Source organism: Micromonospora sp. DT47 (assembly GCF_049844475.1).
GTDB lineage: Bacteria > Actinomycetota > Actinomycetes > Mycobacteriales > Micromonosporaceae > Micromonospora.
The window spans coordinates 218,118-243,802 of record NZ_JBNCLC010000008.1 but is presented as its reverse complement, the minus strand read 5'-3'; the positions used below and the strand labels follow the sequence as shown (position 1 = coordinate 243,802).

22 protein-coding genes and 1 riboswitch are annotated in these 25,685 nt (G+C 73.7%); of the genes, 14 read left to right on the top strand and 8 right to left on the bottom strand.

The genetic code is table 11. From position 1 onward, the window contains the following. Nucleotides 1–202: 202 nt before the first annotated feature. The 3 genes from ACLQ2U_RS15475 (at nt 203) to ACLQ2U_RS15465 (ending at nt 4,437) form a co-directional block, all read left to right on the top strand. Complete coding sequence (locus ACLQ2U_RS15475) at nt 203–3,070, top strand: alpha/beta fold hydrolase (RefSeq protein WP_425751321.1); 2,868 nt, start codon at nt 203–205, stop codon at nt 3,068–3,070. Then, nucleotides 3,070–3,951 carry an ABC transporter permease gene (locus tag ACLQ2U_RS15470; RefSeq protein WP_425751320.1) on the top strand — a complete coding sequence of 294 codons (882 nt, stop codon included), beginning with the start codon at nt 3,070–3,072 and terminating at the stop codon, nt 3,949–3,951. The genes ACLQ2U_RS15475 and ACLQ2U_RS15470 overlap by 1 nt, the downstream gene beginning before the upstream one ends. Before the next feature lie 291 nt (nt 3,952–4,242). After that, nucleotides 4,243–4,437, top strand: a complete 195-nt coding sequence (locus ACLQ2U_RS15465; RefSeq protein WP_425751319.1) for a hypothetical protein — start codon at nt 4,243–4,245, stop codon at nt 4,435–4,437. Between the two features lie 457 nt (nt 4,438–4,894). Here the strand turns inward: ACLQ2U_RS15465 and ACLQ2U_RS15460 are convergent, their stop codons facing one another. Beyond that, nucleotides 4,895–5,401, bottom strand: coding sequence for an excisionase family DNA-binding protein (locus tag ACLQ2U_RS15460; RefSeq protein WP_425751318.1), 507 nt, complete (start codon nt 5,399–5,401; stop codon nt 4,895–4,897). Between the two features lie 50 nt (nt 5,402–5,451). Between ACLQ2U_RS15460 and ACLQ2U_RS15455 the strand changes: the two genes are divergently transcribed. The 3 genes from ACLQ2U_RS15455 to ACLQ2U_RS15445 all read left to right on the top strand — a co-directional run bounded on the left by ACLQ2U_RS15455 (nt 5,452) and on the right by ACLQ2U_RS15445 (nt 8,688). Continuing rightward, nucleotides 5,452–5,718, top strand: coding sequence for a hypothetical protein (locus ACLQ2U_RS15455; RefSeq protein ID WP_425751317.1), 267 nt, complete (start codon nt 5,452–5,454; stop codon nt 5,716–5,718). Between the two features lie 88 nt (nt 5,719–5,806). Beyond that, nucleotides 5,807–5,942: riboswitch (SAM riboswitch) on the top strand. A gap of 11 nt (nt 5,943–5,953) precedes the next feature. Further along, the gene (gene thrC / locus ACLQ2U_RS15450) at nt 5,954–7,240 is read left to right on the top strand and encodes a threonine synthase (protein WP_425751316.1); all 1,287 of its coding nucleotides are present in this window, start codon (nt 5,954–5,956) and stop codon (nt 7,238–7,240) included. 281 nt (nt 7,241–7,521) lie between these two features. After that, on the top strand, nt 7,522–8,688 hold the full coding sequence (locus ACLQ2U_RS15445; RefSeq protein WP_425751315.1) for a GNAT family N-acetyltransferase: 1,167 nt from the start codon (nt 7,522–7,524) through the stop codon (nt 8,686–8,688). Between the two features lie 19 nt (nt 8,689–8,707). On the opposite strand, the gene ACLQ2U_RS15440 is transcribed toward ACLQ2U_RS15445, so the two are convergent. Next, nucleotides 8,708–8,998, bottom strand: coding sequence for a hypothetical protein (locus tag ACLQ2U_RS15440; RefSeq protein ID WP_425751314.1), 291 nt, complete (start codon nt 8,996–8,998; stop codon nt 8,708–8,710). Between the two features lie 149 nt (nt 8,999–9,147). Between ACLQ2U_RS15440 and paaN the strand changes: the two genes are divergently transcribed. Further along, entirely contained in the window at nt 9,148–10,821 is a 1,674-nt protein-coding gene (gene paaN / locus ACLQ2U_RS15435; RefSeq protein WP_425751313.1) for a phenylacetic acid degradation protein PaaN, read from the top strand. A gap of 140 nt (nt 10,822–10,961) precedes the next feature. Here paaN and ACLQ2U_RS15430 read toward each other — a convergent pair whose 3' ends face one another. Further along, on the bottom strand, nt 10,962–11,492 hold the full coding sequence (locus tag ACLQ2U_RS15430; protein ID WP_425751312.1) for a GNAT family N-acetyltransferase: 531 nt from the start codon (nt 11,490–11,492) through the stop codon (nt 10,962–10,964). Nucleotides 11,493–11,716: 224 nt separating this feature from the next. Here ACLQ2U_RS15430 and ACLQ2U_RS15425 point away from each other — a divergent pair, with 224 nt between their 5' ends. From ACLQ2U_RS15425 to groL, 3 genes are all read left to right on the top strand, one after another. Then, on the top strand, nt 11,717–11,920 hold the full coding sequence (locus ACLQ2U_RS15425) for a cold-shock protein (RefSeq protein ID WP_425751311.1): 204 nt from the start codon (nt 11,717–11,719) through the stop codon (nt 11,918–11,920). Between the two features lie 106 nt (nt 11,921–12,026). After that, nucleotides 12,027–13,415: a hypothetical protein gene (locus ACLQ2U_RS15420; RefSeq protein ID WP_425751310.1), complete on the top strand. Its 1,389-nt coding sequence runs from the start codon at nt 12,027–12,029 to the stop codon at nt 13,413–13,415. 274 nt (nt 13,416–13,689) lie between these two features. Beyond that, nucleotides 13,690–15,312, top strand: coding sequence for a chaperonin GroEL (groL, locus tag ACLQ2U_RS15415; RefSeq protein WP_425751309.1), 1,623 nt, complete (start codon nt 13,690–13,692; stop codon nt 15,310–15,312). Nucleotides 15,313–15,369: 57 nt separating this feature from the next. Here groL and ACLQ2U_RS15410 read toward each other — a convergent pair whose 3' ends face one another. From ACLQ2U_RS15410 to ACLQ2U_RS15400, 3 genes are all read right to left on the bottom strand, one after another. Next, entirely contained in the window at nt 15,370–15,615 is a 246-nt protein-coding gene (locus ACLQ2U_RS15410) for a hypothetical protein (RefSeq protein WP_425751308.1), read from the bottom strand. A gap of 115 nt (nt 15,616–15,730) precedes the next feature. Then, complete coding sequence (locus tag ACLQ2U_RS15405; RefSeq protein ID WP_425751307.1) at nt 15,731–16,657, bottom strand: GNAT family N-acetyltransferase; 927 nt, start codon at nt 16,655–16,657, stop codon at nt 15,731–15,733. Nucleotides 16,658–16,703: 46 nt separating this feature from the next. Continuing rightward, a complete protein-coding gene (locus ACLQ2U_RS15400) occupies nt 16,704–19,244 on the bottom strand; it encodes a S8 family serine peptidase (protein ID WP_425751306.1) in 2,541 nt (846 codons plus the stop codon). Between the two features lie 192 nt (nt 19,245–19,436). On the opposite strand from ACLQ2U_RS15400, the gene ACLQ2U_RS15395 reads away from it, so the two are divergent. Beyond that, nucleotides 19,437–21,269, top strand: a complete 1,833-nt coding sequence (locus tag ACLQ2U_RS15395; protein ID WP_425751305.1) for a glycerol-3-phosphate dehydrogenase/oxidase — start codon at nt 19,437–19,439, stop codon at nt 21,267–21,269. An 85-nt stretch (nt 21,270–21,354) separates the two neighbouring features. Continuing rightward, nucleotides 21,355–21,873, top strand: coding sequence for a hypothetical protein (locus ACLQ2U_RS15390; RefSeq protein WP_425751304.1), 519 nt, complete (start codon nt 21,355–21,357; stop codon nt 21,871–21,873). A gap of 26 nt (nt 21,874–21,899) precedes the next feature. On the opposite strand, the gene ACLQ2U_RS15385 is transcribed toward ACLQ2U_RS15390, so the two are convergent. Further along, entirely contained in the window at nt 21,900–23,300 is a 1,401-nt protein-coding gene (locus ACLQ2U_RS15385; protein ID WP_425751303.1) for an FAD-binding oxidoreductase, read from the bottom strand. A 35-nt stretch (nt 23,301–23,335) separates the two neighbouring features. Between ACLQ2U_RS15385 and ACLQ2U_RS15380 the strand changes: the two genes are divergently transcribed. Continuing rightward, nucleotides 23,336–23,623, top strand: a complete 288-nt coding sequence (locus ACLQ2U_RS15380; RefSeq protein ID WP_425751302.1) for a DUF4031 domain-containing protein — start codon at nt 23,336–23,338, stop codon at nt 23,621–23,623. 98 nt (nt 23,624–23,721) lie between these two features. Here ACLQ2U_RS15380 and ACLQ2U_RS15375 read toward each other — a convergent pair whose 3' ends face one another. Further along, nucleotides 23,722–24,357 (bottom strand): HD domain-containing protein, encoded by a 636-nt coding sequence (locus ACLQ2U_RS15375; protein WP_425751301.1) that lies wholly within the window; start codon nt 24,355–24,357, stop codon nt 23,722–23,724. 93 nt (nt 24,358–24,450) lie between these two features. On the opposite strand from ACLQ2U_RS15375, the gene ACLQ2U_RS15370 reads away from it, so the two are divergent. Next, nucleotides 24,451–25,683 (top strand): FUSC family protein, encoded by a 1,233-nt coding sequence (locus tag ACLQ2U_RS15370; protein WP_425751392.1) that lies wholly within the window; start codon nt 24,451–24,453, stop codon nt 25,681–25,683. Nucleotides 25,684–25,685: the final 2 nt, after the last annotated feature.

The following is a 25,685-nucleotide window of genomic DNA, read 5'->3' as shown; positions in this document are numbered from 1 at the left end:
AACGTGGCGCGCGGTGCGACGTGATGATCGGATCGGAGGTGATTTCGGACGAGGGTCGGAATTCACGTGATCCGAAGTCATCCCGACGGCTTTGGTCTGGACGGAGCGCGGTCGACCGGTTCGGTGCACCGATCGGACCAACCGGACGGACGTACGGAGGATCTCAGCCAACCCTCAGGAACTGCGCCGTACCGTGACCCGCATGAGATCACCGCTGTCGGCCGCGTGGGTGAAGCGCGTCCTGGCCAGCCGGCGCCGGGTCGTGGTCGCGTCGGTGGTCGTCGTGCTGGTGGCCGCCGCCGCGGTCTGGGCGGCCCGGCCGGACCGGCCCGGCCACCGGACCGAGCCGGCCATGGTCACCGTCCGCTCCGGGCCGGCCGGGGACCAGCCGGTGGAGCTGGACACCACGCTCTGGCTGCCTGAGGACGCCTCGGCCGACCGCAAGGTGCCCGCCGTGCTGCTGGCACACGGCTTCGGCGGTACCAAGGACTCGGTCCGCGCCGACGCCGAGGACCTGGTGGCCCGCGGCTACGCCGTGCTCACCTGGACGGCGCGCGGCTTCGGCCGCAGCGGGGGCGAGATCCATCTGGACAACCCCGACTACGAGATCCGGGACGCGCAACGGCTGCTGGACCGGCTCGCCGCCCGCCCAGAGATCCGTACCGACGCCGCTGGCGACCCCCGGGTCGGCGTGGTCGGCGGCTCGTACGGCGGCGGCCTGGCCCTGCTGCTGGCCGCGCAGGACCCGCGGGTCGACGCGATCGTCCCGATGATCACCTGGAACGACCTGTCCCGCGCCTTCCTCCCGGAGAGCACCGGCCGCCCGGCCACCGATGGCGTGTTCAAGAAGGGCTGGGCCGGCATCTTCTTCGGCGGTGGCGGCACCGCCGGCTCCGGCCCGGCCGGGCTCTCCGGCGCCACCGCCGGTCAGCCCGAGGGCGCCCCGGCGTCGGCCGGCCCGCCCAGCCCGCAGCCCGGCTCGGGCCCCGGCACCGGTCCCGGGCGCGCCCCGGGTGGCGCCGCCGACCCGTCCTGCGGCCGGTTCGCCGCCGACGTCTGCGCCGCATACCTGCGGATCGCCACCACCGGCCGGGCCGACCAGGCGGCGGTGGACCTGCTGCAGCGCTCCTCTCCGGCCGGCGTCCTCGACCGGATCAAGGCCCCCACCCTGCTGGTGCAGGGCGAGGCGGACACCCTCTTCCCGCTGACCGAGGCGGATGCCAACGCGCGCGGGATCGCCGCCGCCGGGACCCCGGTGCGGGTCGCCTGGTTCACCGGCGGCCACGACGGCGGCGCGGGGCCCACCAGCGACTCCGACCGGGTGAAGTTCCTGACCGCGCAGTGGCTCGACCACTACGTCAAGGGCGAGGGCGAGGCGCCCGGCGACGGCTTCACCTTCTCCCGGATCGCCGGTTTCGACGCCCTGGACCGTGGCCTGGTGGCCACCGGATACCGGACCACCGACTACCCGGGCGTGGCCGGTGACTCCCGGCGCGAGGTCGCGGTGACCGGGCCCGCGCAGCCGGTCGCGAACCCGCCGAACGGCAACCCGGCGGCGATCTCCTCGGTGCCGTTCGCCGGCGCGCTAGGTTCGCTGCTCGACGGGGTGGCCGGCGACGTACCGGGCCAGCACGCCCGGTTCGAGTCGGCGCCGCTGTCCGACGCGGTGGACGTGGTCGGCGCGCCGACCTTCTCCATCCGGGCCGCGTCGCCGACCGGCGAGGCGGTGCTCTTCGTCAAGCTCTACGACGTCGACCCGAACGGCGCCGCGACGCTCCCGGACGGCCTGGTCGCCCCGGTCCGGCTCACCGGCCTGACCAGGGAGATCGGCGCGGCGCGGCCGGTGACGGTCACCCTGCCGGCGATCGTCCGGCGGATCGAGGCCGGGCACCGGCTGCGGGTCGTGGTCGCCACCTCCGACCAGGCGTACACCACGCCGGCCGAGCCGGCCGTCTACACGGTGGCCGCGGGCGACGGTCCGGTCAGCCTGCCGACGGTCGGCGCCGAGCCGATCCCCACCACCGCCACGGTCTGGCGCTGGGTGCTGGTCGGGCTGCTCGCGGCCATCGCGGTCGGGCTCGTCGTGGTCGTCGCCGTGGTCCGGCGCCGGCACCGCCGCCAGGACAGCTCCGTGCATCCGGGGTACGCGGGCACCCCGCTGGCCGTCCGCCAGCTGCGCAAGGAGTACGCGGACGGCTTCGTCGCGGTCTCCAACGTGGACTTCGACGTGCACCCCGGTCAAGTGGTCGGCCTGCTCGGCCCGAACGGCGCCGGCAAGACCACCACGCTGCGGGTGCTGATGGGGCTCACCCAGCCCACCGCCGGGGAGATCTACGTGTTCGGGCACCGGCTGGTGCCGGGCTCGCCGGTGCTCTCCCGGATCGGCGCGTTGGTCGAGGGGCCGGGCTTCCTGCCGCATCTGTCCGGCCTGGACAACCTCAAGGCGTACTGGCGGGCCACCGGGCGGCCGTGGGCGGACGCGCACTTCGACGAGGCGCTGGAGATCGCCGGCCTGGGCGCGTCGGTGCACCGGCGGACGAAGAACTACAGCCACGGCATGCGGCAGCGGCTCGCCATCGCGCAGGCGATGCTCGGCCTGCCGGAGCTGCTGGTGCTGGACGAGCCGACCGACGGGCTCGACCCGCCGCAGATCGCCGAGATGCGCCGGGTGCTCCAGCGGTACGCCACCGACGGCCGGGCGGTGCTGGTCTCCAGCCACCTGCTGGCCGAGGTGGAGCAGACCTGCACCCACGCGGTGGTGGTGAACAAGGGCCGGATCGTGGCGTCCGGGCCGGTCGAGGAGATCGTCGGCGAGTCGCCGAGCGTGCTCTTCGAGGTGACCGACCCGGCGGCCGCCCGGACGGTGCTGGACGGCCTCGACGGGGTCCGGGTGTTGCCCGACGACGACGGTCACCTGGTGGTGGACACCAACGGCACCGCGCGCAGCGAGGTGGTGGCCGAGCTGGTCCGGGCCGGGATCGGGGTGGACCGGGTGGTGCCGCGGCGCCGCCTGGAGGACGCGTTCCTCGCCCTGGTGGGCGAGAACTCTCGGGGAAGCGGGGACCGCTGATGGCTGGCTCTTCTGTCGACACGTCGTCGGTGGGCGCGGCGCCGGGTTACCGGCCCTCGGCGACCATGCCGTTCGCCGCCGAGTTCCAGCGGCAGGCGTCGCGGCGGCGCACCCAGTTGGCGCTCGGCTTCATGGTGCTGCTGCCGCTGATCATCCTGGTCGCGTTCCAGTTCAACTCCGACGGCGACGACGAGAACGGGCGGAACGAGTTCGCCAGCCTGGTCGACCTGGCCACCTCGGGCGGGTTGAACTTCACCCTGTTCTCGATCTTCGTGTCGGCGTCCTTCCTGCTGGTCGTGGTGGTGGCGCTGTTCTGCGGGGACACGGTGGCCAGCGAGGCGAGCTGGGGGAGCCTGCGTTACCTGCTGTCGATCCCGGTGCCCCGCGCCCGGCTGCTGACGGTGAAGCTGCTGGTCGCGCTGGCCTATTCGGCGCTGGCGCTGCTGCTGCTCGCCGGCACCGCCCTGCTCGCTGGCACCCTCCGGTACGGCTGGCACCCGTTGCGCAGCCAGGTCGCCGCCGAACTGGCGCCGGGGGAGGGCCTGCTGAGGTTGCTGGCGGTGCTCGGCTACCTGGCGGTCGTACTGCTGGCGGTGGCCGGCCTGGCGTTCCTGCTGTCGGTGACCACGGACGCCGCGCTCGGCGCGGTCGGCGGCGCGGTGCTGCTCTGGATCCTCTCCAGCATCCTGGACCAGATCACCGCCCTCGGCGCGCTGCGCGACTTCCTGCCGACGCACTACAGCACGGCCTGGCTCGGGCTGCTGTCCACGCCGGTGCAGACCGACGACGTGGTGCGGGGCGCGATCTCGGCGGTGAGCTACGCGACGCTCTTCTGGGGGCTGGCCTTCTGGCGATTTACGCGCAAGGACGTGACGTCATAGCAGCGCCGCCGACCCGGTCGACGCGGGCGTGCTCGGTGCCGGGCCGCTCGGGGGTCCTTCTTCCAGGCGCTGACCCCGATCCGGTCGGTGTTGCCCAGGTCGACCTGTCCGGGTCGACGGGCTGAGCGGGCTGGCCCACGGCCGGGGCGATCTCCAGGCGGAGGCACCGCGGGCATTGGAGGCACCGCGGGCAGCGGCGCGGGAGCGACCAGCGGCGGTACGTCCGGCACTGCCACGGGCACCGACAGCACGGGCCCGGAGGCAGGTGAGCAGGAACTGACGTTCAGCCTGATGAGCAGCCTGACTGACGATGCCAGACGCGAGGCTGTTCGGCTGCTGCTGCGGGACCTCGCCAACGTCGTCGATGAGGGCAAAGTGAGCTATGTCCAGTTGATGCTCAAGGTCATCGTCGACTCGTCAGCCGCAGGCGCTATCGCCGACGAGGCTCGTGAAGCCGGAGCGACGCCAACGGTCAGAGATGTATGAGCCCTCTGTCGATGATGAGGTAGTCGCCTGACCCGCCTAAAGTGATGAGCCGGTTAGGGGCCGGACGTACCTTGCCCAACGGGCGCCTACGGCTTGGCTAGGCGAGGCGTCGGCACTTGTGGGGACCGTTGATGATGCCTTGCCGCTGCCAGGTGGCCCTGAATGTGTTCGACGAACCTACGGGCCCCAGTCTTGTGGAGGCATTCGAGTAGTTCATCAACGCTCACGAACATCAGGTCGAGCCGGCCCGGGTCGATGTCCGGGCGTAGTCGCAAGATCGTCCGTCGCGTCTCTGCGAGGACATCCTGGCTCCAAAGCGGACGGTAGAAGTCCGCCTCCGCGACCCGCAAAAGAGTGTCGCGGAGCGCATTCGGAACCAGGACGTTCGCGTCGAGCAGGGCGGAGAACGGCACCAAGCGAGCCTAGGTGCCAAGGATCGCCGACGGAAGCGTTGGCTTCACGTTCTGTTGTCGTCTTCCTCAAGGTCGGGACCTGGAACGTCATAGAGCCCCATCTCAAGGCTTTCCGCCGTCATGCGTTGGAGCAACTGCCGCCGCTCCTGTCGCCGCTCCTGCTGGTACTTCAGCAGGTCGGCAAGCTTGATTCGACGGTGGCTGTTGGGTCGCTCATGCGGAATCCTTCCCTCGTCCAGAAGCTTGGTGAGGGTTGGCCTTGACACTCCAAGCACGTCTGCGGCCTGCTGTGTGGTGAGTGTCGTGTGCTGGGGGGCGATGGTGACGGCGTAACCGTTGGCCAAGGCTTCAAGCGCCTTTACCAAGATGTCGTGGAGACCGTCGGGCAGCGGCTTGGAGCTGGTGCCATCTGCGCTAACCAGGCGTGCTCGCGCCTCGGGTGCACGCTGACCGCGGTCGCGTAGGACCCTCAGCAGGTCCACGACTTCCGCGTTGTTGGCGGCATCGGGCAGGATCGTCTGCTCATCCATGACACGGGCGGCGGCTGTCATGGGGCTAGCGTCCTTCTAATTCGCAAGAAACGCAACGTGATCAAGGGCCGTTGCTCGCCATGCTGAATTACGGACAAACCGGGCACGTGATCCTTGTTGTCCTGTGGCTACCGCCTCTTATCTTCCAGACCGGGGAGTACGTCGACCCGGTCGGGGAGTATCGACCCGGTCATCACCTTGCCGCGCTCGCTGCGGAACAGCCGCCCATCCTTGGCGACCCCGAAGCGGCCAAGGTGCCACCGAAGGATGCCCGCCCCCGCCCCCGCGCCGCCGGCCCGCTCGTCGTCTCCGACCCGGTCGCCGTCCTCACCCGCTGATTCCCGCCTCGCCGACCCGGGGTTCACTCCATGGGAACCCGGGTGGCGACGCGTGGGTGCGGTCGTAGACTCGGCGGCACAACTGCATACCTCATCCAGAGGGGCTGAGGGATACGGCCCGACGACGCCCCGGCAACCACCCCGTGCGCTCACCGCAGAGCGACCGACGGGGCAGGTGCCAATTCCGTCCCCGCCGCACGGTGCGATGCGGGGAAAGATGAGAGGACTCCTCGACATGACGTCGACGCTTCCCGCCGCCGGCCTCGACACCACCGCCAGCCCCGCCCGCGCCCTGGTCTGCCGCGCCTGTTCCGCGCGCTACCCGCTCGCCGCCCAGCACGCCTGCTACGAGTGTTTCGGCCCGCTCGAGGTGGACTACGACGCGGCCGCGCTCGCGGCGGTGACCCGCGAGCGGATCGAGGCCGGCCCGCAGAACATCTGGCGGTACGCCGCGCTGCTCCCGGCCGGCCAGGACCCGGCCACCCGGGTGACCCTGGACCCGGGGCTGACCCCGCTGGTCGCCGCCCCGCATCTCGCCGCCGAGCTGGGCATCACCGCGCCGCTCTGGGTCAAGGACGACAGCGCCAACCCGACCCACTCGTTCAAGGACCGGGTGGTCTCGGTGGCGCTGACCGCCGCCCGGGCGCTCGGCTTCACCCGCTTCGCCTGCGCCTCCACCGGCAACCTGGCCAACTCGGTGGCCGCGCACGCGGCCCGGGCCGGGACGCCCTCGGTGGTCTTCATCCCCGGCGACCTGGAGCAGGGCAAGGTGGTCACCACAGCCGTCTACGGCGGCGAGCTGGTCGCCATCGACGGCTCGTACGACGACGTGAACCGGCTCTGCGGCGAGCTGGTGGAGACCGACGAGTTCGAGGACACCGCGTTCGTCAACGTCAACGTCCGTCCCTACTACGCGGAGGGCTCCAAGACCCTCGGCTACGAGGTGGCCGAGCAGCTCGGCTGGCGGATCCCCGCGCAGGTGGTCATCCCGATGGCGTCCGGCGAGCTGCTCACCAAGATCGACAAGGCGTTCTCCGAGCTGGTCGAGATCGGGCTGGTCGAGGCGCCGGCCGGTGGGTGGAAGGTCTTCGGCGCGCAGTCCGCCGGCTGCAACCCGATCGCCACCGCGCTGCACGCCGACCGCGACACCATCACCCCGGTCAAGCCGACCGGCATCGCCAAGTCGCTCAACATCGGCGACCCCGCCGCCGGCCTCTACGCGCTGGAGGCGGTGCGCCGCACCGGCGGCTGGATGGAGTACGTCGACGACGACGAGATCCGCGAGGGCATCCGGCTGCTGGCGCGTACCACCGGGGTCTTCGCCGAGACCGCCGGCGGGGTGACCGTGGCGGTGCTGCGCAAGCTGGTCGCGTCCGGCCGGCTGGATCCGGCCGCCGAGACGGTCGTGTTCAACACCGGCGAGGGCCTGAAGACCATCGACGCGGTCGCCGGCCAGGTCGGCCCCACCCACCGGATCAAGCCCTCCCTCCGCGCCGCCCGCGCCGCCGGCCTGCTCTCCTGACGGTCGCCCACCCCACCCCGGACAGGGCCGCCGGGCGGCAGGGTCGACTCCGTGCCGGCGGTGTGGCGGTATCGGGGCGCCTCGGACACCGCCACACCGGCGACCTGGCGTGGATCTTGGACCGGTGGCCGGACGCCTAGCCAGATGGCCGAGTGGGAGAGGGGTGGATCGCCCGGACGGGGGACCGGACCGATTCGTGGGGTAACTGGCTTTTCGCTGTGAGTGTGGAAAACCCGCCGACAAAGACTTGACGGCAGGAACCGGACGACGCAAGATGCTCCATGCGGGAGGGCGTGCCGCCGGAGACTTTTGAAGTTCTTACGACCCAACGCCGGAGGCGTTGTGCGGCCGACCCTCCCGACCAACGTCCGAAGGGGCCAGCGGAAAACCGCTGGCCCCTTCGTCGTGCAGGGCGCAGGCTCGCCGGCATGGGCATCTCGATATCGCCGATCGACGCCGCCGACCAGGCCGCGATCGACGAGGCGTACCGGATCGGCGCGGCGGCCAACGACGCGGACCTGCCGGACTTCCCGCCGTACTGCCGGCGCCGCTTCGAGGCGCTGATCCGGCACCCGATGCCGGGCATGGCCACGCGCTGGGCGCTGGCCCGGCTGGACGGGGTGCCGGCCGGCTGGCTCCAGCTCGACCTGCCGCAGCTGGACAACACCGACAACGCCCTCGCCGACGTGGCGGTGCACCCGGCGTACCGGCGGCGGGGCGTCGGCCGGGCCCTGCACGCGCACGGCCTGCGGCTGCTGCGCGCCGAGGGGCGTAAGCGGGTGGTGGGATCGAGTGTGTCGGCCCTGCCCGGTGGACCGGCCCGGGACGCCGCCGGGGACGCCTTCGCCGCCGCGGTCGGCGCCCAGCCCGCACTGGCCGCGGTACGCCGCCGGCTCGACACCACCCGGCTCGACCGGACCGCCCTGGACGCCCTGCTGACCGACGCCCGGGGCGCGGCCGCCGGCTACCGCACGGTCCGCTGGCGGCAGACCACCCCGGAGGAGTACGTGGCCGACGTCGCCTACCTGGAGGGCCGGCTGATGATCGACTCGCCCATCGGTGACGTGGAGTGGGAGCAGGAGAAGGTCGACGCCGAGCGGATCCGGGCCACCGAGCGGGCGCTCGACGTCCGGGGCACCCGCCGCTACCACCTCGGGGTACTGCACCAGGCGTCCGGCCGGCTGGTCGCCTGGTCGATGCTGAGCCTCGGCCCGAGCGCCGACTGGCACGCGTGGCAGCAGATCACCATCGTCGACCCGGCCCACCGGGGCCACCGGCTCGGCCTGCTCGCCAAGATCGAAAACCTGGGGTACGCCGTGACGCACGAGCCGGGGCTGCGCGCGATCGACACCTACAACGCTGCGACGAACGCGCACATGATCCGGATCAACGACCAGCTCGGCTTCCAGCCGGTCGACGCCTCGACCGAGTGGCAGCTGACGCTCTGAGGCTCCGACGCTCCCCGGGTCAGGTCTCCTGGTGGGCGACCTCCAGGTTGACGTAACGGGGCGCTCCCTTCGCCAGCTTCCGCATCCGCTCCGCGTACGCGCCCGTCTCCGGCCGGCCGCTGTGCGCCATCGCCTGTTCGTAGGTGTCGAACTCGGCGACCATGACGAAATGGCCCGGCCGGTCCCGGTCCTCGGCCATGACCAGCCGGCTCGGGCCGTCGTCCGGGCGCTCCCGCGCCCACCGCTCGCTGAGCTCCCGCAGCTCGTCACGCTGGTCCGACTCGTACTCGATGACCTGGACGAACGGCATCTGGTCCACCTCCCGACGGGATCCTTCCCTTCCCGGCCGGGCATTCCCCCTGGGTTCCCGTCCATGTGTCCCGGCCCGGCCCGCGGGCCGGGGCCACCGGTGACCGCGGCCCCTACTGCCCGGTCGGCGGCTGCGGCATGATGGCGGGCATGACGGAGACCCCGCATCCCCTGTACGACAGGCACGCCGACACCCTCAACCGTGCGCTGACCGCGATCACGGAGCGCGGGTACTGGTCCGCCTACCCCGAGTCACCCAGCCCCCGGGTGTACGGCGAGACCGCCGCCGCCGACGGCAGGGCCGCCTTCGAGGCGTACCTGAACGGCGACTTCCCCCTCGACCAGCCGGGCGACGGCGACACGGTCGCCACCGAGACCAGCCCGTTCGGCCTGGAGCTGAACGTGCGCTACCCGCACGCCGCCGCCGACCAGCTGGTGGGCGCCGCGACCGTCGCGCTGCCGGCCTGGCGTGACGCCGGCCCGCAGGCCCGGGTGGGGGTCTGCCTGGAGATCCTCGACCGGCTGCACAAGCACATCTTCGAGCTGGCCAACGCGGTGCAGTTCACCAGCGGCCAGGCCTTCGTGATGGCCTTCCAGGCCGGTGGCGCGCACGCGCTGGACCGCGCGCTGGAGGCGGTCGCCTACGCGTACGCGGAGATGACCCGGCACCCGGGGACGGCCGGCTGGGAGAAGGCCGCCGGCAAGGGCGACCCGCTGCGGATGACCAAGACGTTCCACGTGGTGCCGCGCGGCGTGGCCCTGGTGATCGGCTGCAACACCTTCCCGACCTGGAACTCGTACCCGGGACTCTTCGCGTCGCTGGTCACCGGCAACCCGGTGATCGTGAAGCCGCACCCGCGTGCGGTGCTGCCGCTCGCCGTGACCGTGCGTTACGCCCGGGAGGTGCTCGCCGAGGCCGGCTTCGACCCCAACCTGGTGCTGCTCGCCCCCGAGGCGTCGGGGGAGAAGGTCGCCTCGACCCTGGCCCTGCACCCGGCCGTCAAGATCGTCGACTTCACCGGCTCGACCGAGTACGGCGACTGGTTGGAGGCGAACGCCCGGCAGGCCGCCGTCTACACCGAGAAGGCCGGCATCAACACGGTGGTGGTCGACTCCACCGACGACTTCGCCGGGATGTGCCGCAACCTCGGCTTCACGCTGACCCTCTACAGCGGCCAGATGTGCACCACCTCACAGAACATCCTAATCCCCCGGGACGGCATCGAGACCGACCAGGGGCACAAGAGCTTCGACGAGGTGGCCGGCGGGATCGCCACCGCGATCGGCAAGCTCACCGCCGACCCGGCCCGCGGCGTCGAGCTGACCGGCGCGATCGTCAACGACGGGGTGCTGGAGCGCCTGGACGAGGTCACCAAGGTCGGCGAGGCGGTGCTGGAGTCGCGTACCGTCGAGCACCCGTCGCTGCCCGGCGCGGTGGTGCGGACGCCGACCATCGTGAAGCTGGCCGCGGACGACACCGCCACCTACGGCAAGGAGTGGTTCGGGCCGATCTCGTTCGCCATCGCGACCGACTCCACCGCGCACAGCCTGGAGATCCTGCGGTCCACGGTCGGCGAGAAGGGCGCGCTGACCGCCGCCGTCTACTCCGCCGACGAGGCGGTGCTGGACGCGGCCGAGACCGCCGCGGTCGAGGTCGGTGTGCACCTGTCCTGCAACCTGACCGGCGGGGTCTTCGTGAACCAGTCGGCCGCGTTCTCGGACTTCCACGGCAGCGGCGCCAACCCGGCCGCCAACGCCGCGCTGACCGACGGCGCGTACGTGGCGAACCGGTTCCGCATCGTCCAGAGCCGTAGGCACGTCTGAGGTTGCTGTTGGGGTTTCCGGGGCAGACCACCCCGCTCCGGGCGGTCAGGCTTGATCCCTCCGCGGGGCGGCCTGCCCCGGAAACCCTGGCGGGGTGCGCCGCGACCGGGCGGCTCAGGTCGATCCGGTGGTGAAATCAATCAGGCGGTGCGGCGCATCTGGAGTTCGCGCATCGCGGGGACGGTCGGGTGCGGCACCCGTACCCCGGTGTCGGTGAAGCCCAGCCGGCGGTAGGCGCGGCAGGCCCGGTCGTTGCCGACCACCACCTCCAGCATCAGCTCCGGCCGGCCGCATTCGTGCGACCAGGCGGCCACCCCGTCGATCAGCGCGCCGAGCAGCCCGCTGCCGCGCCAGGACGGGGTCACGTAGACGGCGTAGACCACGGTCAGCCCCGGCTCGTCCGGGGCGGCCGTGCCGCCGGCGTGCCCGACCAGCCGGCCGCCGGGGTCGGCGACGAACTGGGCGGTCCGGCAGCCCTCGGCGACCTGGGCGATGCGGGCCGCGTAGTCCGCGTGCGGGCGGGCGGCGGCCTGGGCGACCGTCTCCAGGAAGGCCAGCGGCGCGTCCGCGAGCATCTCCAGCCGCAACGCCCGCATCCGGGCGGCGTCGGCCGGGCGTACCCGGCGGACGGGGGCCGTCCGGGCGTCCGGTGGGGCCGGGGCAGATGTCATGTCCGCATGCATACCGCAACGACGACGGACGATGGCCGAGGTGCCGCACGGAGCGCCGGAATATGCCGATTTGTGGTCGTGCGCCGTCGTCACGCCTCGTGTAGCGTGCGATTTCGGTCACCGATTCAGCGACCGTCGCCGATCGCCGGAACGGTGGTCTCCCGGTGCCGGGCCCCGCCGACCACCGGGGTTGTGGAACGCCGCGCAGAGTGAGGAAGTGCACCGTGGCACAGGGCACCGTGAAGTGGTTCAACGCCGAAAAGGGTTACGGCTTCATCGCCGTCGACGGCGGCGAGGACGTCTTCGTCCACTTCTCCGCCATCGAGATGGACGGCTACAAGGCGCTGGACGACGGGCAGCGGGTGGAGTTCGAGATCGCCCAGGGCCAGAAGGGGCCGCAGGCCGAGCGGGTCCGCGTCATCGCCTGATCCGCGCCCCGTTCCCGACGTACCGGGGCACCCCCAAGGGCAGCGCCGCCCGGCGGCACCAGGGAAGATCATGAGCCGTTCCAGGCGTCGTCGCTGAGGAGGCTTCATGTCCGACCAGTCCCCGTCCGGTCCGCCCGAGCCGCAGGCCGGGGGTCCGGCCGGGTCGCCGGATGGTCCGACCGGGCCGGAGGCGTCCGCACCGCCACCCGACCCGACCGCGCCGTCGCCCGACCCGACCGCGCCGTCGTCCGAGCCGACCGCGCCGTCGTCCGAGCCGACCGCGCCGACCGCGCCGACCGCGCCGCTCGCGCCGCCGTCCGAGCCGGTCCCGCCGGCAGTCCCGCCCGCACCGGGGCAGCCCGGTGGCCCGGCGACCCAGGGCCCGCCCGACGCGCCGTGGTCCGGCCAACCGTCGCCCGGCCACTGGGCCGCGCCGTGGCCCGGCCAGCCCGTGCCCGGGCAGCCCATGCCCGGACAGCCGTGGCCCGGACAGCCGATGCCGGGGCAGCCGTGGCCCGGGCGGCCGTACCCGGACGATCCGGCCGCCGGGCAGCCGCAGGGTTGGGCCTTCCCGCCCACCGGCGGCTTCCCGCCCGGCGCCGGCCCGTACGCCGGATTCCCGCCGGGCTACCAGCCCTACGGCTGGCCGGCCGGCGGCGGTCTGGACCCGGACGATCCCCTGGTCAACCCGCCGTACGCCGGGGTCAACGGCTGGACCTCGCGCTGCCTGGGTGCGCTGCGCCGCGGCTGGCGGATCCTGCTGCCGCTGATGCTGCTCACCCAGGCGGTGCCCGCCGCGGTGGTCTCGCTGCTCTCCCTCGGGCTCGGGCCGTCGGAGGAGACGCTGCCCGCGGACGGCTCGCTGCCCGACGGCTACCTGGCGGAGTTCGCCGCGTACGGGAGCGCGGTGCTGGTCGCCAGCCTCCTCCTCGGCTTCGCGCAGAGCCTGGGCTGGGCGGCCGGCACCTGGGTGGTCGCCCGGCAGGCCGCCGGTGAGCCGGCCGACCTGGGCGGAGCCCTCCGCTACGGCCTGCGTCGCGCCCTCGGGCTCTGGGGCTGGAGCCTGCTGATCACCGCGATCGTCACGGTCGGGTTCTGCTTCTGCCTGCTGCCCGGCGTCTACCTCGCCTTCGCGCTCGCCCTGGCCGGCCCGGTCTACCTGTTCGAACGGCAGAACCCGATCGGCCGCTCCTTCCGCTTCTTCCACGACCGGCTCGGCCTGGTGCTCGGCCGGGTGGCGCTGGTGGCGGCGGCGGTGATCGTCGGCAGCGTGATCGGCGGGATGCTGGAGGGATTCGGCACGCTGCCGTTCGGCACCGACCCGCTCGCGTCGCCGGGCACGGCCGTGGGCGCGGTCCTGGTGATCGTGCTGAGCGCGCTGGTGGTCGTCCCGGTCTACCTGGCGCAGTTGGTGGGGCTGGTGGTGACGTACGCCGAGCAGCGCGCCCACGAGGCCCCGGTGAACGCCGCGCGACTGGCGGCGGAACTCGGCTGACCGACCCCGGCGTGCTTGCACTCGGCAGGGGAGAGTGCTAAACAGGTCATTGGCACTCGCATACGCTGAGTGCCAATGGTCGGGACGGTGGGGCCACGGTCGCGCCGGCGTTGGAGACGCCGGTGGGGCCACATGGCCGGTCGTCGCGGGCTATCCGGCCCGGCCGAAGGACGTCGTCGTCGCCAGGTGGCGACGTCCCAAGGTGCGTACACCAGGCGGCCCATCCGGGACACACACTCGGGTGGCCCGTGAGTGTCCAGGAGGACAACGCCGTATGGCCAAGATGATCGCGTTCGACGAAGAGGCGCGCCGCGGCCTCGAGCGGGGCATGAACCAGCTCGCCGACGCCGTGAAGGTGACCCTCGGCCCCAAGGGCCGCAACGTCGTGCTCGAGAAGAAGTGGGGTGCCCCCACCATCACCAACGATGGTGTGAGCATCGCCAAGGAGATCGAGCTCGAGGACCCGTACGAGAAGATCGGCGCTGAGCTGGTCAAGGAGGTCGCCAAGAAGACCGACGACGTCGCCGGTGACGGCACGACGACGGCGACCGTCCTGGCCCAGGCCCTGGTCCGTGAGGGCCTGCGCAACGTGGCCGCCGGCGCCAACCCGATGGCCCTGAAGCGGGGCATCGAGGCCGCCGTGGCCAGCGTCTCGGAGGAGCTGTCCAAGCTCGCCAAGGACGTCGAGACCAAGGAGCAGATCGCCTCCACCGCCTCCATCTCCGCCGGTGACAGCACCGTCGGCGAGATCATCGCCGAGGCGATGGACAAGGTCGGCAAGGAAGGCGTCATCACCGTCGAGGAGAGCAACACCTTCGGCCTGGAGCTCGAGCTCACCGAGGGTATGCGCTTCGACAAGGGCTACGTCTCCGCGTACTTCATGACCGACCCGGAGCGCATGGAGGCCGTCTTCGACGACCCCTACCTCCTGATCGTCAACAGCAAGATCTCGTCGGTCAAGGACCTGCTCCCGATCCTTGAGAAGGTCATGCAGTCGGGCAAGTCGCTGCTGATCATCGCCGAGGACATCGACGGCGAGGCCCTGGCCACCCTGGTGGTCAACAAGGTCCGCGGCACCTTCAAGTCGGTCGCCGTCAAGGCGCCGGGCTTCGGTGACCGTCGCAAGGCCATGCTGGCCGACATCGCCATCCTCACCGGTGGCCAGGTCATCAGCGAGGAGGTCGGCCTCAAGCTGGACGCCGTCGACCTCGACATGCTGGGCCGCGCCCGCAAGGTCGTGGTGACCAAGGACGAGACCACCATCGTCGACGGCGCCGGCGATGCCGAGCAGATCCAGGGCCGGGTCAACCAGATCCGGGCCGAGATCGACAAGAGCGACTCCGACTACGACCGCGAGAAGCTGCAGGAGCGCCTGGCCAAGCTGGCCGGCGGTGTTGCGGTGATCAAGGTCGGCGCGGCCACCGAGGTCGAGCTGAAGGAGCGCAAGCACCGCATCGAGGACGCCGTCCGCAACGCGAAGGCCGCCGTCGAGGAGGGCATCGTCCCGGGTGGTGGCGTCGCGCTGGTGCAGGCCGGCAAGACCGCGTTCGACAAGCTGGACCTGGTCGGCGACGAGGCGACCGGTGCGAACATCGTCAAGGTCGCGCTGGACGCCCCGCTGCGGCAGATCGCCGTCAACGCCGGCCTCGAGGGCGGCGTCGTGGTGGAGAAGGTCCGCAACCTCGAAGCGGGTCACGGCCTCAACGCCGCCAACGGCGAGTACGTGGACCTGCTGGCCGCGGGCATCATCGACCCGGCCAAGGTGACCCGCTCGGCGCTGCAGAACGCCGCGTCGATCGCCGCGCTGTTCCTCACCACCGAGGTCGTCGTGGCGGACAAGCCGGAGAAGGCCCCGGCCGCCCCGGGTGGTCCGGGTGGCGGGGACATGGACTTCTGAGTCCAGCTCCAACACCGGAAGGGGCGGGCCGCGCGAGCGGTCCGCCCCTTTCCGTCGCTATCGGGGCAGCGGGCGCTGGTTGCGCCGCTTCTCGGCCCGGTCGTACGGCGGGGGGACGGGGACCGGCTCGTCGACCACCGTCACCGGTTCGTCGGCCTCCGGTTCGTCGACCCCGGTCATCTCCGCCAACTGCTCGGCGTCGCCGTAGTCCCGCCGGTCGAACGGCACCGCGGTGGGCCGGTCGCCGGCCGGCGTCCAGGTGACGTGCTGAACGTCGTCGGTCTGCTCGTCGTCCGTGGTCATGGCCGCCTCCTCTTACCGAAACGGTAGGGGGCGTCGATCAGTCACGCGGTCGAACCGGGTTAATCGGGTCCATGTCCCCTTCGCCCCGTTGTCGATGTCTCCCGGCGGCCAGCCGTCAGAGCGTCCGCCGGTAGAGGAAGAAAACCCTCTCGATCCGCGCACCGGCGCTGCCGGAGTAGAACGGCACCGGTCCCACCCAGCCGATCTGCGCCGCGCCAACCCCGGCCGCCCGCTGGTCGCGCAGGCAGCGGCGCAGCAGCACCCCGCCGATCCCGGAACCCTCCGCCGCGGGGGCGGTCCCCATCGGCCCGAACCAGCTCGGCCGCGACGAACCCCAGGCGGCGAAGCCGAGCAGCTCGCCGTCCCGCTCGGCCAGGTGGCAACCGGCGCCGTCCCGGCCGACCGAGCCGGCCAGCTCGGCGTCCCAGAGGCCACCGAAGGTGGACCGGGCGAAGGCGGCCAGCGCCGGCAGGTCCGCCGGCTCGGCCCGGCGTACCACCACGCCCTGGCCGGCCAGCCGCCGCTCCGCCGGCTCCGTCGTGCGCAGCGCCGGCGATCCGTCGTACGACAGGTCGGCGGTCATGTTCCAGGCGGTACGGTCCTGCCGGTAGCCGAGCGCCAGCGCGACGCAGACCGCCGGCGTGTAGCGGACGTCGATGCCGGGCCAGGCGTAGTACGGCGGATTCCCGGCGAGCAGCACCTCGGCCGCCCCGAGCCCGGCGAGCCGCCGCTCCGCGTCGGCCAGCAGCGCCCGCCCGACCCCGCGGCGCCGCCAGGTCGGGTCCACCGCCATCAGGTCCACATGCCCGAGCCGCGGGTCCCCGGCGGCGAGCGAGCCGATCAGCACCCCGACCAGTTCGTCGCCCGCGTACGCCCCGGACGCGACCACCGTCCGGTCCGCCGCCGCCCTGGTCCAGAGGGTGTCCACGAGGGCGTTCGCCTCGGCGGCGTCCTCGGGCAGGTCCAGCGCACGCCGGCAGAGCGCGACGGCGGCGGGGGCCCGGTCGACGGGCAGTTCGGCGAGGGTGAAGTCGGCCTCCATGGTCGCCGACCCTAGATCAGCCACCACCGGTCGGCGCAAGGCCCGATCAGCCCCGGGCCGCCCGCACCGCCCCGTACGCGTCGACGATGCCGGCGCCGTCGACGTTCCCGTGCCCGCCGCAGGTGTCCTGCGGGGCGGACGAGGGGTAGTTGGTCGAGGCCGGTTTCGCCGTCTCCCGCAGGATCCGCCGGGTGCGCTCCAGATCGCCGACGAGTGCCGGGTTCGCCGACCACATCAGCGCCACCACGCCCGCCACCTGCGGCGTCGCCATCGAGGTGCCGTCCAGGACGGCGTAGCCGCCGCCGGGCATCGCGGAGAGCACATCGGCGCCCGGGGCGACCAGGTCCGGCTTGGCGGTCCCGTCGGGAGCCGGACCCCGGCTCGAGAACCGGGTGACCAGCCTGCCGCGGTCCACCGCGCCGACGGTCAGCACGTCCGGGTACGGCCCCGGCGGGTCGGCGATCGAGCCGCAGTACGGGCCGGTGTTGCCGGCGGCGGCGACCACCAGGATGCCGGCGGCGTCCAGCGCGGCGGTGGCTGGTCGCAGCGCGGCCGGGTCGCAGCCCTCGATCGGCGGGCAGCCCCACGAGTTGGTCAGCACGTCCGGCGCCCGATCCGGCCGCCCGTCCGTGAACGGGTCCCCGCCGGCCGGGAAGGGGGCCAGCATGAACTGCAGGCAGTCCAGGTAGTGCGCCGGGCTGCCCAGGTTGCGGTCCAGGTTGACGCAGCCCACCCAGCGGGCGCCGGGCGCCACCCCGATGCCGTCCCGGCCCACCGCGCTGCCCACCGTGTGGGTGCCGTGTCCACCCTGGTCGGTCGGGGCGCGGGTGCCGTCCCACGGGTCGTACCAGGAGTCGTCGCCGCCGCGGAAGCCGCCGGCGAGCGCCGGGTGGGCACCGTCCACCCCGGAGTCCGAGCTGCCGACCACCACCCCGGAGCCGGTGACCCCGAGCTCGGACCAGACCCGGTCCGCGCCGATCATGCGGATGTTCCAGGCCGGCCCGCCGGGTGGCGGCTGGGCGCCGCGGCTGGTCGGCGCGGGGGCGGGCAGCGGCCGGACCCGCTGGCTGACCAGCACCCGGGCCACCTCGGGACGGCCGGCGAGCCAGGCCCGCACCCCCGGACCGCCGTCCGTCTCGATCGCGTTGACCAGGTAGTAGTGCCTGGGGTGCAGGTGCAGCCGGTCGAGGTCCCGGCGCAGCCCGCCCTGGGTCCGCTCGGCGGTGGCCACCAAGCGGCGATGGACCTCGATACGCCGGGCGTCCCGGCCGGCCCGACCCGGCGTACCGGCGGGGATGCCGGAGAGGTCGGCCTGCTCACGGAGCACCACCAGCAGCCGCTCGCCGTGCAGGCCGGGCTGGCCGGGGCCGAGGTCGACCGCGCCGACCGTGACGAGCAGGACGCCGACGGCCAGCGCGGCCACCCGCCGGTCGGGGGTGAGCCCGCGCGGGCGGGCCAGCAGGACGCCGTACCCGACGGCGAGCAGGACCGCGACGGCGAGCCCGGCGCCGGCGGCGACCGCCACCCAGAACGGCACGTCGCGGCTGCTCATTAGGATGATCGAGATCTCCTCCGGGTCGGCGAAGGCGAGCGGCCCGAGCAGCGCCAACCCGACCAGCCAGCGGACCGGAGCCGGTCCGGCCGGTACGCCGCCGCGGCGGGCCGCCGCCTGGAGCGCGCCCAGCGCGAAACCGACCGGCGGCAGGGTGAGCAGCGCGGGCAGCTGCGCCCCCGACTGCCCGGCGCCGGCGGCGAGCAGCAGCAGGGCGACTCCGGCGACCAGGCCGCCGACCAGCACCAGCCGGGCCGGCCGGCGCGGCCCGCCGCGGGCGAAGCGGGACCAGAAGGTGTCGTCCAGCAGCACCCCGGCCAGTACGCCGAGGGCGGCGGCGGCGAGCCCGGCGAGCAGGGTCTCCAGCAGCCCGCCCAGCGCCCCGAGCCAGACCCAGGGGAGCAGCAGCGCCAACCCGGCGGCCACCGCGAGCAGGGTGACCGCCGTCGGTCGGCGCCGGCCGGTGGCGTTCTGCCCGCCCTCGTCCGGGCCGGGTCCGTCCGGGGTGTCCGTGCCGGGGGCCTCGACCTGCCGCGCGTCGCCGTCACGGGCGACGGCCCCGGCGCCCGGGCCGGCGGGCGGTGCGGGACGGTCGCCGCCGAGGGCGTGGCGCGTGGCGAGCAGCCGGGCCGCGAGCAGGGCGAGCAGGGCGGCGGCCACGGCCAGCGCGGCCAGGTAGAGCTCGTGGTGCACCGGCGGGAGCGCCCGCAGCACGCCGAGGACGCCCAGCGCGAGCACCCCGGCCAGCCAGGCCCGACCGGTGGCCCGGACCGCCGCCGACCGGGGGAGCAGGGCCAGCAGGAGCGCGGGGAGGCCGACCAGCAGGACGGTGACCAGGGCGACCGCCGGCCAGAGCCGTGCCGACCGGTCCAGCCCGCCGGCCAGCAGCACCTGGTCCACCGACCAGCCGGCGGCCTGGAGCAGCGCGGTCAGGGTCACCGTCCAGCCACCCGCCAGCGCGGCCGCCACCACCGGCCAGGGGCCGGTTGATCCGCCGTCGCCGTCGCTTCCGGAAGAGGGTGCCTCGGCACGCATCCGGAAACAGTACGACGAGCGTCAAAGGCGTACTCGCCGGTCGCGTCCCGGCGTGCCGGCCGGCACCGGACCGGCGGGATGGCGCCGGCGGCGGTGCCCCGCAAAAGTGACGCAGGGTGAACAATCGGAATCGCCGTGCGCGCACCGGATCGGGGTCTGCGGCCGGAGGGCGCGGGCGGTTACGGTGGACGGGTGCGCGACCCCAGTGTGACCCGATCCGCCGCCGGCCAGCTCTCCCCGGAGCGCCGCGCCGCCGACCTGCGCCGGCTGCGGGCCGAGCGGTTCGACGTGCTGGTCATCGGCGGTGGGGTGACCGGGGCGGGCGCCGCGCTGGACGCCGCCTCCCGGGGCCTCAAGGTGGCCCTGGTCGAGGCCCGCGACCACGCCGCCGGCACGTCCAGCCGGTCCAGCAAGCTGATCCACGGCGGCCTGCGCTACCTGGAGCAGCTGGAGTTCCACCTGGTCCACGAGGCGCTGACCGAGCGCGGCCTGCTCGCCACCCGGCTCGCCCCGCACCTGGTCCGGCCGGTCCCGTTCCTGATCCCGCTCCCCGCCGGCCGGGGGCTGCGCGACCTGCCCGCCCGGCTGTTCCGCCGCTCCTACTACGGCGCCGGGGTGGCCACCTACGACGCCTTCGCCGGCCTCTTCGGCGGCGGGCGGGGCATGCCGTTGCACCGGCACCTGACCCGCGAGGGCGCCCGCCGAATCTTCCCCAGCCTCCGGGCCGACGCGTTGGCCGGCGCCATCCGCTACTACGACGGCCAGGTCGACGACGCCCGGCTGGTGGTGACCCTGGCCCGCACCGCGGCCAGCCTCGGCGCGACCGTGGTGACCAGCGCCCGTGCCGTCGGCCTGATCCGGCAGGCCCGCGAGGTCACCGGGGTCCGGGTCCGCGACCTGGAGGCGCGCGCCGGCTCGCCGGACGCCGAGTTCGAGGTACGCGCCCGCACCGTCATCGCCGCCACCGGCGTGTGGAGCGACGACATGTCCCGGATGCTCAACGACGTCGGGCTGCGCCCCGGCATCCGGGTCCGGGCCTCCAAGGGCGTGCACCTGGTGGTGCCCCGCTCGGCGATCACCGGCGAGACCGGGCTGATCCTGCGTACCGCCACCAGCGTGCTCTTCGTCATCCCGTGGGGCGGGCACTGGATCATCGGCACCACCGACACCGACTGGCGGTTGGACCGGTCCCACCCGTCCGCCTCCGCGCGCGACATCCAGTACCTGCTCGACCAGGTCAACACCGTGCTCGACCGGCCCCTGTCCACGGCCGACATCGAGGGCGTCTATGCCGGGCTGCGCCCGCTGCTGTCCGGCGAGGCGGACTCCACCTCCAAGCTCTCCCGGGAGCACGCCGTCTTCGAGCCGATGCTCGGGCTGCTGCTGGTGGCCGGGGGCAAGTACACGACGTACCGGGTGATGGCCTCGGACGTGGTGGACCGGGCGGCCCGCCGGCTCGGCGGGGTGCGTCCCTCCCGCACCGCCGACCTGCCGCTGCTCGGCGCCGACGGGTACGCCGCGATGTGGCGGGACCGGGCCGACCTGGCCCGCCGGCACGGGGTGCCGGTCGGGGTGGTCGAGCACCTGCTGGAGCGGTACGGCACGCTGACCCTGGAGCTGCTGGCGCTGGTCGACGCCGACCCGTTGCTCGCCTCGCCGCTGGCCGGCGCCCCGGAGTACCTGGCCGCCGAGGTGACGTACGCGGCCCGCGCCGAGGGGGCGCTGCACCTGGAGGACGTGCTGACCCGGCGTACCCGGATCTCGTTCGAGACCCCGCACCGGGGGCTGGAATCGGCCGGGCACGCGACGGAGCTGATGGGCGCGGTGCTCGGCTGGGACGCGGCCACCCGGGAGCGGGAGATCGCGCACTACCGGGCGCGGGTGGAGGCGGAGCGGGAGTCCCAGCTGATGCCGGACGACGCGACCGCCGACGCGGCCCGGCTCGGCGCGCCCGACGTACGGGGCTTCGCCGCCGACCGGGGTGTCGACGGCGACAGCGTCGAACTGCCCACCTCGTCCCGCTGACCGATCCGACGTGCGGTTCCGCCCATTGATGCCCGTCCGGTCGGCGGGTTCCGGTCGCTACCTACGGTGGGGTAAGTTCCGGCGCGTGGTTTCCCCTCAGTGGTCACGGGCGCTCATCGTCTCCGCCGCCGCCGTCCTGACAGCCACACTCACCGGCTGCTCGCTGGTCGACTCCGGCGGTCGGTCCACACCGGACCCCAAGGCCGCCACCGCCCCCGCCGGTGGCTCGGGCGGTGCGGACGCGGCCCGGGTCAGTCTGGTGCAGAAGCTCGGTCAGGACGGACCGCTCCGGTCGCTCAACGTGGAGCCCGACGGCCGGTGGGAGTGCGACGACTGCGCGGGCGACGGCGTGACCTCCACCGGCGCCCTCGACGCCGAGCAGGTCGCGCGCCTGCACGGACTGCTCGCCGACCCGCGGCTGGCCCAGGAGACCGACCAGGCCCGCCAGTACCGGGTCAGCTGCATCGACGCGCTGACGTCGAGCCTGCTCACCTCGGCCGGGCTGATCACCTCGCAGGACTGCCCGGGGGAGGAACGGCCGCCGGTGGCCAACGAGATCCTGCTGCTGCTCACCCAGACCACCCCGGCCGAGCCCACCGCCTGACCGCCCGGCGGCTGGCGGCTGGCGGCTCAGAGCACCTTGCCCGGGTTGAGCAGCCCCTCCGGATCCAGCGCCGCCTTGATCGCCTGGTGCACCCGGACCCCGACCGGCCCGATCTCCCTGGCCAGCCAGTCCCGCTTGAGCAGCCCCACGCCGTGCTCGCCGGTGCAGGTGCCGCCGAGGTCGAGGCCCAGCCGCATGATCTCGTCGAAGGCCCGCCGGCCCCGTTCCAGGCTGGCCGGGTCGGCCCGGTCGACCACGATGTTGGGGTGCATGTTGCCGTCGCCGGCGTGCCCGACCACGCCGATCGGCACGTCGCACTCCTCGGCGATCCGGGCCACCCCGTCCAGCAGTGCGGCCAGCGACCCGCGCGGCACCGCCACGTCGTCGATCACCAGGCCGCCGTTGCCGCCCGGGAAGCTGTCCGCGGCGAACTTCTCCATCGCCGGGTGCGCCAGCCGGCGCGCCTGGAGCAGCGCCGCCGCCTCGACCGCGTCGGTGGCCGCGTACACCTCCTCGGCGCCGGCCGCCTCGCAGACCTCGGCCAGCCGGGCCAGGTCCTCCGCCGCCCGGGTGCCGGTGTCCGCGGCGGCCAGCAGCAGCGCCTGCGCGTCCGTGCGCAGCCCCATCGGCCGGTACGCCTCGATCGCCCGCAGGTGCGTCCGGTCGAGCAGCTCCAGCAGGCTGGGGGTGAGTCCCTTCGCCGCGATGTCGGCCACCGCCGTGCCGGCCTCCGCGATGGAGCCGAAGACCGCCACCATGGTCAGCGAGTCCTCGGGGGCCGGGCGCAGCGACACGGTGACCTCGGTGATCACCCCGAGGGTGCCCTCCGCGCCGACGAAGAGCCGGGTCAGGTCGTACCCGGCGACACCCTTGGCCGTGCGCCGGCCGGTGCGCAGCACCTCGCCGGAGGCGAGCACCACCTCCAGGCCGAGCACGTACTCGCTGGTCACCCCGTACTTGACGCAGCACATACCACCGGCGTTGGTGGAGACGTTGCCGCCGATGGTGGAGGACTCCCAGGAGCCCGGGTCCGGCGGGTAGTAGAGACCGTGCTCGCGTACCGCCCCGGCCAGCGTCGCGTTGACCACGCCGGGCTCCACCACGGCGATCCGGCTCACCGGGTCGATCTCCCGGATCGCGTCCATCGCCACGGTGCTCAGCACGACCGCGCCATCGACCGCGTTCGCCGCGCCGGCCAGCCCGGTCCGCGCCCCCTGCGGCACCACGGGTACGCCGTGCCGGGCCGCCGCTTGGACCACCGCGACCACCTCCGCGGTGCCGCGCGGGCGGACCACCACCAGCGGGACACCGGCCGCGCAGAGGTCGGCCTCGTCGCGCTGGTGCATCCGGAGCAGATCGGGGTCGGTGAGCACGGCGTCGTCGCCGAGCGCGGCGCGCAGGTCGTCGAGGAGGGGGGAGCCAGCCATGCGGGAGAGGCTAACCGGCGGCTACATTGGCCGCCATGCTGTACCTGGACCGGCCGGCCTGGCCGTGGCGGGGGCGGCTCTGGTCGCATCTGATCAGCGACGTCTCCCACGCCGAGCTGCACGCCTTCGCCGAGGCGCTCGGGGCGCCCCGCCGCGCCTTCGACCGGGACCACTACGACATCCCCGCCGAGCGCTTCCCGGTGGCCGTCTGGCTCGGCGCCCGGGTGGTTCCCAGCCGGGAGATCGTCCGCCTCCTGCGCGCCGCCGGCCTCCGCCGCCCCAAACACCTGGTGCCCGCCCCGCAGGCCCCGCGCGCCTCCTGACCGTCGGCGCGCCGGGCACCGGTTGCGCCAGGTGGTGGTGTCCGTCGAGCGGGACACCGCCGCATGCCGCAACCCGCAGCGATCAACAGGCGGCGGGGTCAGCGGAGGGCGGTGAGTTCGCGGGTGAGGTTGGTGCGGGCGGGGGCTTCCCACCGGGCGGCCAGCGCAGGGAGACGGTAGAGGGCGGGGAGGGCGAGCAGGGCGTCGAGGACGGCGGCGCGGCCGACGCGGAAGGCCGGCTCGGGCACGTGGGCGTACTCCTGGCGGATCGCCGCCGCGTACGCGTCGTACTCCTCGGGGGGTGCGGCCAGGATCGCCAGGTCGGCGTCGCAGAGCAGGGCGCCGTCGGGGTCGCCGGCGGCGACCGCGTGCCCGGCGGTGAGCAGCACCAGCCGGCGGACCTCGGCCACCGCGGCGGCCGGCACCCCGAGCCCGGCCAGCAGCGCGCCGGCCAGCGCGGCGCTGTCCCGTTCGTTGGCGTCCCCGGCCGCCGTCGGGTCGTAGACCGCGTCGTGGCACCAGGCGGCGAGCCGGACCAGGCCAGGCCGACCGGCCGACGACGCGTGCGCGTCCACCACGTCCAGCACGGCGGTCAGGTGCCGGACGCTGTGGTACCGCCGGTGCGGCTCCCGCCAGCGGGCCAGCAGCTCCTCGCCGGCGGCCGTCAGCTCCACCCCGTTGGCGGCCCCGGCCTCCCGCGCCGCCGCCCGCCACCGGTCGATCAGCTCCGTCACCCCGCCGAGTCTGCCCGAGTGGCCCAGGATTCACCCCGCCCGGTACGGGTAGTCCCCGCCATGGCCGTGGCCCGGGACAAACGACCGTCGCTGATGCGGCGTGCCGGCCTGCGCGACGGCGTGGTGGACGTCGACTCCGCCCGGATCGCCGAGGCGGTGGAGGAGCTGCGCCACAAGAGCAAGTCCACCCTGCACGACCGGCTGCACCGGGTCCGGATGGCGATGGTGCTGGCCGTGCAGGCCGGGCTGGCCGCCGCGCTGGCCTGGATCGTCTCCCACGACCTGTTGAACAACGCGCAGCCGGTCTTCGCGCCGATCTCGGCGGTCGGCACCCTGGCCGCCTCGGTGGGTCAGCGGCTACGCCGGACCGTCGAGCTGATCATCGGGGTGGCGGTCGGGGTGTTCCTCGGCGACGTCCTGATCTACTTCCTCGGCGCCGGGGGCTGGCAGCTCGGGCTGGTGGTCATCTCGGCGATCCTGCTGACCATCTTCTTCGGCGGCAGCGTGTCCGTCGTGATCCAGGCGGCGGCGACCGCGGTGCTGATCGTCACGCTCAGCCCGTCGACGCAGAACCTGGAGATACCCCGCTTCGTCGACGCCCTCATCGGCGGCGGGATCGCGCTGCTGGTGACCGCGGTCCTGCTGCCGCTCAACCCGCTGCGGGTGATCAACCGGGCGGCCCGGCCGGCGCTGGACCTGCTCGCCACCCAGCTCGACGTCACCGCCGAGGCGCTGCGCAACCGGGACCGCGACAGCGCGCAGCGGGCGCTGGAACGGCTCCGGGAGAACAAGGACGAGCTGGCCACCTTCGGCGAGGCGATCGAGGGCGCGAAGGAGACCAGCACGCTCTCCCCGGCCCGCTGGCACCGACGCAGCGAACTCACCCACTACGCGGAGGCGGCCGAGCCGATCGACCGGGCCATGCGCAACAGCGGCACCCTGATCCGGCGTTCGGTGACCATGATCGAGGACGAGGAGCCGATCCCGGAGCCGATGCCGGACGCGGTGGCCCACCTCGCCGAGTCGGTCCGCCTGCTCCGGCACGAGTTCGCCGCCGGGCAGGAGCCGGAGAAGGCCCGGGAGCGTTCCCTGCGCGCGGTCAGCGAGGCGGGCCGGGCGTACGCGCAGGGGGTGGGCTTCTCCGGCAGCGTGGTGATCGCCCAGGTGCGGACCACCGCCAGTGACCTGATCGTCGCCTCCGGCATCGAGCAGGAGGAGGCGAACCGGCTGGTCCGGCAGTCCTTCGGTGGCCAGGAGCAGCCGAGCGGGGCGCCGGCCGAGCAGCACGCCGCCCCGAAGCCGCCGACCGCCCCGCCGGTCGGATGACC

Excerpts from the sequence above, each read along its gene's own strand:
- ACLQ2U_RS15475 (WP_425751321.1), top strand. The coding sequence starts at position 203 with ATGAGATCACCGCTGTCGGCCGCGTGGGTGAAGCGCGTCCTGGCCAGC.
- ACLQ2U_RS15470 (WP_425751320.1), top strand. The coding sequence starts at position 3,070 with ATGGCTGGCTCTTCTGTCGACACGTCGTCGGTGGGCGCGGCGCCGGGT.
- ACLQ2U_RS15465 (WP_425751319.1), top strand. The coding sequence starts at position 4,243 with ATGAGCAGCCTGACTGACGATGCCAGACGCGAGGCTGTTCGGCTGCTG.
- ACLQ2U_RS15460 (WP_425751318.1), bottom strand. The coding sequence starts at position 5,401 with ATGACAGCCGCCGCCCGTGTCATGGATGAGCAGACGATCCTGCCCGAT.
- thrC (WP_425751316.1), top strand. The coding sequence starts at position 5,954 with ATGACGTCGACGCTTCCCGCCGCCGGCCTCGACACCACCGCCAGCCCC.
- ACLQ2U_RS15445 (WP_425751315.1), top strand. The coding sequence starts at position 7,522 with ATGCGGGAGGGCGTGCCGCCGGAGACTTTTGAAGTTCTTACGACCCAA.
- ACLQ2U_RS15440 (WP_425751314.1), bottom strand. The coding sequence starts at position 8,998 with ATGCCGTTCGTCCAGGTCATCGAGTACGAGTCGGACCAGCGTGACGAG.
- paaN (WP_425751313.1), top strand. The coding sequence starts at position 9,148 with ATGACGGAGACCCCGCATCCCCTGTACGACAGGCACGCCGACACCCTC.
- ACLQ2U_RS15430 (WP_425751312.1), bottom strand. The coding sequence starts at position 11,492 with ATGACATCTGCCCCGGCCCCACCGGACGCCCGGACGGCCCCCGTCCGC.
- ACLQ2U_RS15420 (WP_425751310.1), top strand. The coding sequence starts at position 12,027 with ATGTCCGACCAGTCCCCGTCCGGTCCGCCCGAGCCGCAGGCCGGGGGT.
- groL (WP_425751309.1), top strand. The coding sequence starts at position 13,690 with ATGGCCAAGATGATCGCGTTCGACGAAGAGGCGCGCCGCGGCCTCGAG.
- ACLQ2U_RS15410 (WP_425751308.1), bottom strand. The coding sequence starts at position 15,615 with ATGACCACGGACGACGAGCAGACCGACGACGTTCAGCACGTCACCTGG.
- ACLQ2U_RS15405 (WP_425751307.1), bottom strand. The coding sequence starts at position 16,657 with ATGGAGGCCGACTTCACCCTCGCCGAACTGCCCGTCGACCGGGCCCCC.
- ACLQ2U_RS15400 (WP_425751306.1), bottom strand. The coding sequence starts at position 19,244 with ATGCGTGCCGAGGCACCCTCTTCCGGAAGCGACGGCGACGGCGGATCA.
- ACLQ2U_RS15385 (WP_425751303.1), bottom strand. The coding sequence starts at position 23,300 with ATGGCTGGCTCCCCCCTCCTCGACGACCTGCGCGCCGCGCTCGGCGAC.
- ACLQ2U_RS15380 (WP_425751302.1), top strand. The coding sequence starts at position 23,336 with ATGCTGTACCTGGACCGGCCGGCCTGGCCGTGGCGGGGGCGGCTCTGG.
- ACLQ2U_RS15370 (WP_425751392.1), top strand. The coding sequence starts at position 24,451 with ATGCGGCGTGCCGGCCTGCGCGACGGCGTGGTGGACGTCGACTCCGCC.